Source organism: Bacillus sp. HU-1818 (assembly GCF_022695965.1).
Lineage (GTDB): Bacteria > Bacillota > Bacilli > Bacillales > Bacillaceae > Bacillus > Bacillus atrophaeus.
This window is the reverse complement of the sequence record NZ_JAAPBE010000013.1, coordinates 1-9,422: the sequence shown is the minus strand read 5'-3', so window position 1 is coordinate 9,422 and position 9,422 is coordinate 1. Positions and strand designations below refer to the sequence as shown.

Below are 9,422 nucleotides of genomic sequence, written 5' to 3'. Positions count from 1 at the left end.
TTCTGTGCGGGTGAGGACGGCTGTTTCCTGCACACCTTCCAGGTTCCGGAGAGCCGCTTCGATTTCGCCGGGTTCGATCCGGTAGCCGCGGATTTTCACTTGATCGTCCAAACGGCCGAGGAATTCAACCTGCCCGTCCGGCAGCCAGCGTGCCAGATCCCCGGTTTTGTACATCCGTTCCCCAGGATAAAACGGATCAGCGAGAAAGCGTTCCTTTGTTAACTCTGGGCGATTCAGGTAACCTCTGGCCACACCATTCCCGGCGATATACAGTTCGCCTGTACAACCGGTCGGCAGAATCTGCTTTTTCTTGTTTAAAATATACAGCCGGAGATTGTGAACAGGTTTACCGATGGGAATTCGCTTCAGGTCTTTATCTAAGAGACAATCAAAATAGGCTGCTTCTACTGTCGTTTCTGTCGGCCCATAGGAATTGGTCAATTCAACACCTGGCACCAATTTATAAAAACGGGAAACAAGATGTGCACCCAGTTGTTCACCACCGGCAAATATTCGCTTCAGGCCGATAGGTACGATTGGTACAGCGCGATTTTCCACATATTCTAAAAACGCATGCAGCATGGAAGGAACAAAATGAGTTGCCGTTATTCGTTTTTCTTCTATCACCTTTCTTATCAATTCGGGATCCTTTTCGCCTCCTTGAGGAAGCAGAAAGACGGAAGCACCTGCGTACGGCCACCAGAACAACTCCCAAATGGAAGCGTCAAACGAATAAGATGTCTTATGCAAAATCATATCCGATTCGTTAAGCGGATAGCGGGTTTGCAGGGATTGCAAAAAATTCACTGCCGACTGATGTTCGATCTGCACACCTTTTGGCATTCCGGTTGAGCCTGATGTATAGATGATATAGGCTAACGAATTCGGCCGTACTGACACATCGGGATTGATAAGATAATTCTTTTCTCGGCTGACATTTATGTTGAGATCTAGTACGTCACCTTCAAAAGACGGGATCTTGAAACTGCCGGATTCAGTTAAAAGAAGCTTAGCTCCGCTGTCCTTCAGTAAAAAGCGGATACGTTCTTCCGGGTACTCCGGATCGATAGGAACATAAGCGCCGCCCGCTTTCAAAATGGCATATATGCCGATCAGCATTTCCGGTGACCGCCTGCCTGTGATCGCAATGACAGTTTCTGATGTAACTCCCCTTTCAATCAGCTCCCAAGCGACTCCGTTGGCCCGTTCGTTCAGTTCTTTGTAGGAGATAACCTCCTCTCCGTGAAAGACAGCCGGCCGTTCTGGTGTTTTTGCCGCTTGTTTTTCAAGCTGGTGATGCAGTGTCTGAGCCAGCGGCAAGCTTGTTGTCGGAAGAGGACTGAATGAATGAATAAAGGTCTTCTCTTCTTCTTTTGTAAGCACCGGGATGTCGTCTAATTCTGTATCAGGGCTGCTGACAGTATTTTCTACCAGTCTCAAGAAAAATCGCGACCAGCGTTGAATCGTCTCCTTTTCAAACAATGAAGTGCTGTATTCAAATTGACAATAAAGCTCTTCTTCGTTCTCTGTTACATAAAGAGATATATCAAATTTAGATATTGGGTGGTCAACATCTGCGGTTTTAAGTTGCACACCGTCTAATTGCAGCTTTTGCTGTTCCATGTTTTGGAGCGTAAGCGTCGTGTCAAATAACGGGTTGCGGCTCATATCCCGCTGGACACCGAGCGTGTCAACCAGCTCTTCGAATGGATAATCCTGATGCTCATAGGCTTCCAACGCTGTCTGTCGCACTTCCTGCAAGTATTCTGAAAAACGCTTACCGCCTTCAGGGAGGGTCCGAAGCGCCAGTGTGTTGACGAACATGCCGAGTATAGATTCAAGATCGGCATGCGGCCGTCCGGCAATAGGCGACCCGACTACTATTTCTTCCTGTCCGCTCAGCCGCGCCAAGAAAGCTGTATATGTAGCAAGGAGCGTCATGTACAGAGTACATTCGTTTTTGCGTGCAAGTTGTTTTAGACCCGATGTAATCTCTTTGCTGATGATGAATGAAACTTTGTCTCCGGCGAAGGTTCGCACTGCCGGCCGAAGCTTGTCTGCCGGCAGTTCAAGCACAGGCAGCTCACCGCTAAGCTGATTCAGCCAGTAAGCTTCCTGTTTCTGATACGTGCCGCCGCTTTTGTATTCCTGCTGCCACACAGCATAGTCTTTATATTGAATACGTAACGGTTCAAGCGTTCGGTGTGCATACAAATCGCCGAATTCTCGAATCAACGTATGAACGGACACACCGTCTGAAATGATGTGATGCATATCGACCAAGAGCAGATGGCGTTCGTTTGTTTCCTTGATTAGGCCTGCCCGTAAAAGCGGGGCTTTGCTGAGATCAAAAGGACGGATAAAAGCCGATGTCTTTTCTTGTTCACTTAAAGCAAATGTTACTTTTGAATGAATGCGCTGGACCGGTTCGCCGTCTGTTCCTTCTTCAAAGGAGGTTCGAAGCGGCTCGTGGCGGCTGATCAGTTTTTTGAATACAGTTTCCAAACGCCCGCGGTCTAGTTTTCCTTCCAGTTCCAGTACCGCCGGCATGTTGTAGCCGACGCCGCCGTCTTCCATCTGCTGAAGCACATACATTCTCTTTTGCGCTGATGAGACAGGATAAACCTCTTGTTCTGGAGCCGGCTCAATTTCCGCATACGGGTTTTCCTCAGCTTCCCGGACGACAGCAGCCAGACCCTCCACCGTCGGATGGGCAAACACTTCTTGAAGCGGCACCTGAACGCCGAACTCCTTGGCAATACGGGAGACAAGCGCTGTTGCTTTCAATGAGTGGCCGCCCCGGTCGAAAAAGTTATCGCGGATTCCCACCGGGCCGTCTTTCAGCACGTCTTCCCAAAGTTGTGCCAGCTTCATCTCGAAAAGATTTCTCGGTGCGGCATATTGCTTATCGTCTGCGGCAGCTTCCGGTTCTGGAAGAGATCTTTTGTCGACTTTTCCATTCGGAGTCAGCGGTATGCTTTCCACCCATCCCCACTTTAACGGAATCATATATTCCGGCATTTCTTCTGCAAGATAGCGGCGCAATGCTAGAGAATCCAATCGGTTAGGCGCACTGTAGTAAGCACACAATTCATTTGCGCCGGCATGATCTTGCCTAATGATAACCGCCGCTTCCTTAATTTTCGGGTGATTCCGTAATGTCATCTCAATTTCTCCAGGTTCGACCCGGTAACCCCGGATTTTCACCTGATCATCGGTCCGGCCGATATATTCAATATAGCCGTCCTCTGACAGTCTTGCCATGTCGCCTGTACGAAACATCGTGGCTCCGGGTCTGAAAGGATCAGGCAAAAACTTTTCGCGAGTCAGCTCTTCATTGCGGAAGTACCCCCTTGCCACGCTTGAGCCGGAAATGTACAATTCACCCGCGATGCCCCTCGGTTGAAGCTGTTTTTGTCCGTTTAAAATATACATATACGTATGATCAATCGGTTTGCCGATTGGCGGACTTTCAGGGATATGCTCCCCCGGATGAATGCTATAAGCAGACACGACATGGGTTTCAGAAGGTCCGTAATGATTGTGTAACACCGTGTTGTGACGGCGCAGTACTTGTTGGAAGAGTTGGGAGACCGTTAGTTGTTCCCCGGCCGTAATCAGATGCTTCACGTCATCAGGAAATGCGTTCGCGTATTCTTCCTCGCTGAACATCATTTTAATGAACGCGGTTGGAAGAAATACGATTTCTGTATTATGGTCGGCGATAAACGCAAACAGCTGAGAAACGTCTCTTTTAATAGGTTCAGGCACGATGTGGACTGTGCCGCCTCCAGCCAGCGTTGAAAATATTTCTTGATAACAGACATCAAAGGCAGGTGTGGCATATTGGAGCACGTTAGTCCGAAAATTAATTCCGGAGTTTGTGAATTGAAAGTGCAGCAAATTTGCCATGCTCCTATGTTCAAGCTGAACGCCCTTTGGTTTCCCGGTTGTGCCCGACGTATAAATGGTATACAGCAAGTCATCCGCTGTATTGACGGGCTTCACATTGCTTCCGTCCTCTTCCTGCGCACTTTCTTCCGTATATGTAACAGTCCTTAAAGCTTCCTCATTGACCGATTCCAACAAAGAGGCCAGACTTCGGTGTGATACCAAATGTGAACAGCAGCTATCCTGAAGAATAAACCGGATTCTTTCAGGCGGATAATTTGGGTCAATCGGAACCAAAGAGCCGCCTGCTTTCAAAATTCCGAGGATCCCGGCCGTTAATTCAGGTGAGCGTTCGGCCATGATGGCGACCGGTTCTTGTCTTCTGACGCCTCGCTTTCGCAAGATCCGAGCCAGTTTATTGGCGTTTTCATTGAGCTCTCTGTATGTTATTGACCGGCCTTGATAGGTGACGGCCCGCATATTCGGCGTCAGTTCCGCTTGTTTCTCAAACATAGAATGAATCGTTTGATAATCAGGTGCATCAGCTTCCTTTTTTCCGAGCAGCAGATGTTTCTCGCTGCTCGTTGTGATGTCAATTCCGGCGGGAGAGATATCCGCGTTGTCTAGAATTTGCGAAACCATATGAGTCAAATGCCCTTTGACACCTAATATAAACGATCGGTCGTATACACCAGAATCATAGCTCATTTTGATATGGATTTCGTCACCCGGAGCCACCATCAGATAAAAGCTGTAATTGGTTTCATCAGCCACTGAAAAATGATGGATCTGAAAGAGTTCTTGTGCATCATCGTGACAGTTCAGCATATCGATTTCATTCTGGACCGGATAGTTTTCAAAAACAAGAATATGATCAATCAGACCTTGCTTTACGGCAGAGTGTGCCTGTATCTCGTATAGCGGATGATAACTATGCGCTTCAGCAGCTAAAGCTTCTTTTTGTACCCTTTTCATCAGCTCGGAAACTGGCGCATCAGCTCCTTGCACACGTACTGGAATTGTATTGATAAAAAGGCCGACCATATTTTCAATCCCTTCAATAGAAGAAGGTCTTCCCGAGGTGACCGATCCAAAGACCGCGTCATCGGTATTATTATATTTTTGCAACAGAATGCCCCACAGCGTATGGAACAATGTACTGAGTGTTACCTCTTCCTTTACAGCCATTTCTGAAAGTCTGCTGCTGTCTTTTTTTGAGAACGAAAACGTGACATGCGCTTGGCCGCTTTTTTGCTTGCCCTTTGTTTTATTCTGTTTTGGCAGTGCAGTTTGCTGCTCATATCCGGCAAGATAACTTTTCCAGTAGGTTATCGCCTGCTCCTTGTCTTGCTCCATCAGCCAATTGATGTAGCTTCCGTATGGCCGGACGGGCTCCAGTGTTAAAGGTGAAGCGTTGATATGGGCAGCGTAAATTTGGAAAAATTCTTTCAGCACAATGCTGAAGCACCAGCCATCCATCACAATGTGATGAAAACTCCAGAGGCAGGTATATTGCTGGTTCCCTGTTTTCAGGAGAGAGATGCGCATAAGCACGTCTTTTTGCAGGTTGAATCCCTTCTCCCTGTCTGTTTCTTTATAGTTCTCGATGAATTCAGATTGACGGGATTCGTCTAAATGAGAAATGTCCTCTTCTTGGACGGTTAGAGTCCGCTCTCTAAGTACCACTTGCTGCGGTGCGGAAACATTTTGGTTAATGAAAATGGTCCTGAAAATGTCATGGCGTGCCACTAGGGCATTGATGCTGTCCTGAAAAAAGCGTGCATGTACTTCTCCTGCGATTGAAAATACGGCTTGCTCAAAATATGCCCGTGAGTCTTCATGCAGAAGGGAATGGAAAAGCATCCCTTCCTGCATGTAAGACAGCGGATAAATATCTTGAATGGAATTCGCTTTTGTCATGTTCATGTCTCCCTGTTACGATTTTCTACAGTTCTTGAACTAAGTCGGAAATGCTGTCCAAATCCTCCATTGTCAACGATTTACTGCTGAAATCGCTCAATGTTTTTTCTGTCTCCTGTTTGCCTGCGCAATGTTTCATAATGCTTTGCAAATAGTTTTGAATCCCGTTTAAAAGATGTTCCATCGTTTTTCTGTGGAATCGGTTTGGCGGATAGCTGAGATTTAAGTGCAGTTTGCTTTCCGCCGCCAATGCACTGATCTCTATTATCTGCTCACGCTGCCATGAGCGTGTGATGTCCTCTCCGCTTGCAAGCCCTGATAAGCTGAAGGTTTCTTGCCGCTCTGTATCGTTGAATTGCCCTAAGTAGTTAAATCCGATCTCGGGAGCTCCCCCAAACTGTATGCTTTTGTTCTCCGGCTTTGTTATATATTTTAAAATGCCGTATCCGGTCCCTTTCTGAGGTATTCGCCCAAGCGTATCTTTCACCGTTTTCACCGCAGTTCCCAACTCGCCTGGCTCTTTTTGAATCTCAAGAAGCACTGGGTACATCGAGGTGAACCACCCGACTGTGCGGCTGATATCCACATTCGGGAGTATGTTTTCCCTTCCGTGTCCCTCCATCACAATCCGAAGTTTGCTTTCCCCGGTCCAGTCCCGAATCGCTAATGCTGCTGCCGTAAGCAGAATATCTTGTGTATCTGTGCCGTAAGCGTGATTTACTTTTTGAAGCAGGACGGTCGTGTCTTCTTCAGAAAGTGTAAAGCGCACTGTGTTTTGGCTGCTGTCATTTGTATCATTGTGCTGCGGCTTTTCATATGGGAGTGCCGCTATTGTTTCCTCTTCTACAGAACGCCAATAAGCTTCTTCTTGAATCAGCTTGCTGCTTTGCGCGTAATCTTGGAGGCGTTCTGCGTACTCTTTATATGAATCTGTCTTGGGCGGAAGCTGAATGGATTGCCCCGACGCCGCTTGATGATAGCCGGCAGACAAATCTTCAAGCAAAGTCCGCCACGATACCCCGTCAACGACTAGATGGTGAATCGTCAGGAACAAATAGTCTCCCGAAGGCGTTTTAAACCAGCCTGCTCTTAACAACGGTCCTTCTTCTATATTCATCCCTCTTTGAAGACCTGCGACCTCTTTCTCAATTTCACTTTCCCAAGATTCTGTATCTGAAAAATCTGAGGCGTTCAAGGTGTACAACTCTGTTTCATGAATATCTTGATTGATTTGTATTACATGTCCGCTCTCTTTGCGGTATATCATACGAAGTGCGTCATGGTGTTCCGCAAGCTTTTGTAAAGTCTCCCGCAGCGGTTTCTCTATCAATCTGCCGGAGTTAAAGAGCATCACAGACTGATTGAAATGGTGTCTGTCTGTAATACGTTGAGTAAGGAACCAGTGCTGGACAGGTGTCAATGGAACTTCGCCCTTCACCGGCCCTTGGTCAATCACTCTTGCTGTTTTGCGAATTACAGCAGATACATCTTTGATTCTCGGGTGCCGGAATAAATCGCTTGCCGTCATACTCCATCCGTAACGACCAAGACGTGCAGATACTTGAAGAGCTTTGATTGAATCTCCGCCCAGTTCAAAAAACGAATCCTCAATTCCGATTTTCTCAAGGCCAAGCACTTCCTGCCATATCAGCGCAAGCTGTTCTTCAAGCTCACTTCGCGGCTGTACGTACTTTGATTTTGATGAGAGTTCTGGTTCAGGGAGCGCATTTCTGTCCAGTTTCCCGTTTGTGGTTAGCGGAAGAGCGTCCATTTCAATCATATATACAGGTATCATATATCCTGGTAATGTACGGGAAAGCTGTGAACGTACTTTTTCAGCATCCATGTCTGCTTGCAAACTCATGTATGCGACTAACTCTTTGCTTCCAGACTGTCCCGGGCGCGCCAATACGGCAGCTTCCTTGACTCTGTCTATATGCCGAATCGCTGTTTCTATTTCCCCAAGCTCGACCCGGTAGCCGCGGATTTTCACCTGCTCGTCCATACGCCCGGCATATTCAATGGTTCCATCCGGCAGCCAGCAGGCTAAATCACCGGTTCGGTACATTCGTTCGCCAGTTGCAAAAGGGTTAGGCACAAATTTTTCTTTTGTTAACTCAGGACGGCCAAGATAGCCTCTTGCTACTCCATCACCGCCAACACATAATTCTCCGACTGCTCCAATCGGCTGAAGCATTCCCCAGTTGTTTAATATATAGGCTGTTGAATTTCCAATCGGACGGCCAATCGGAATTGAATGCTCGTAGCATCTCTTAATCTCAAAGCAGGTTGAGAACGTCGTATTTTCAGTCGGCCCATATCCATTCCATATTGCCACTGACGGATAGGCTTTCCGAACCCGATTGACGTGGCTGGCAGATAAAGCCTCACCGCCTATGATCAATGTGGACAGACCGGCAAACGTATTCTCATTCTGTTCGGTCAAATGATTAAAAAGAGGTGAAGTCAGCCATAATGTTGTGATTCCGTTTTGGTGTATGTATGTCTCAAGCTGATGGGAATCAAGGAACGTTTCTTTGTCGGCCATATATAGAGCTGCGCCATTAAGCAGCGGCCCGAATATTTCAAAAGTGGTTACATCGAAACCAAATGAAGAAGTCATCAGAAGCCGGTCTGAAGGTGTAACCTCAATATAATTGCTGTTTGTCACAAGACGAATGACACTTCGCTGCTCAATCATTACTCCTTTTGGTTTTCCAGTTGATCCGGATGTATAGATGATATAGGCAAGTGAATCCGGTCCGGCAAGTGATTCAAGGTTTTCCGTATCATTTCCTTGCTCTTGGATCGCTTCGATGAAAATTTGTTCATATTCTCCTTCTATATTAAAGAAATCGTTCCCGAGTTTTTCAGATTGAAGGAGAATCCCAGCCCCGCTATCTGACAGCATCCATTCTATTCGTTCAGTCGGTGTGTCTTCTCCGATAGGAAGATAAGCCCCTCCTGCTTTCAAAATTCCTAATATTCCGGCCGCAAGCTCTGGTGTGCGCTTAGTCAATAAAGCTACGACACTTTCAGGACCGACCCCTTTTGCCCGGAGCACCGCCGCGATCCTGTTCGCCCGATTGTTCAGTTCATGATAAGTCAATGTTTGTCCATGGCTGACAACGGCTGCGGCATCAGGCGTTTTTGCGGCTTGTCTTTCAAAAAGGCGGCTGACTGTTTCATTCCTTGGATATTCCATCTTTGTACGGTTGAATTCTTGAATAATTAATCTTGTCTCATCTTCATCAACTATATTGAATTTCCCTAGAGTCACTGTATGATCTTCGGTAATTTCCCGAAAGATATGAATCAAGTATTTCAGCCATTGTTCTATTGTTTTTTTCTTGTATAAATCAGTATTATATTCCAGATGAAAACGGAGCTCCCCTTTGGGTTCTTCCGATGCATAAAGTGTCAAATCGAATTTGGACACTTTATGCTCAATATCAGCAGACCGGAGACGCAGATCTTCCACCATCAGATTTTCATGATCTATGTTTTGAAGAGCGAACATGACGTCAAACAGCGGATTGCGGCTTGTGTCTCGATAAACGTCGAGCTTTTCGACCAGTTCTTCAAACGGATAATCCTGATGTTCATAAGCT

General features: G+C 46.7%; 2 protein-coding genes. Both read right to left on the bottom strand.

From position 1 onward, the window contains the following. The coding region (locus tag GXP75_RS21270; protein WP_242557809.1) for a non-ribosomal peptide synthetase at window positions 1-5,811 on the bottom strand (5,811 nt) is incomplete at its 3' end. Window positions 5,812-5,836: 25 nt separating this feature from the next. Further along, on the bottom strand, window positions 5,837-9,422 hold a 3,586-nt coding region (locus GXP75_RS21265), incomplete at its 5' end, for an amino acid adenylation domain-containing protein (RefSeq protein WP_242557808.1).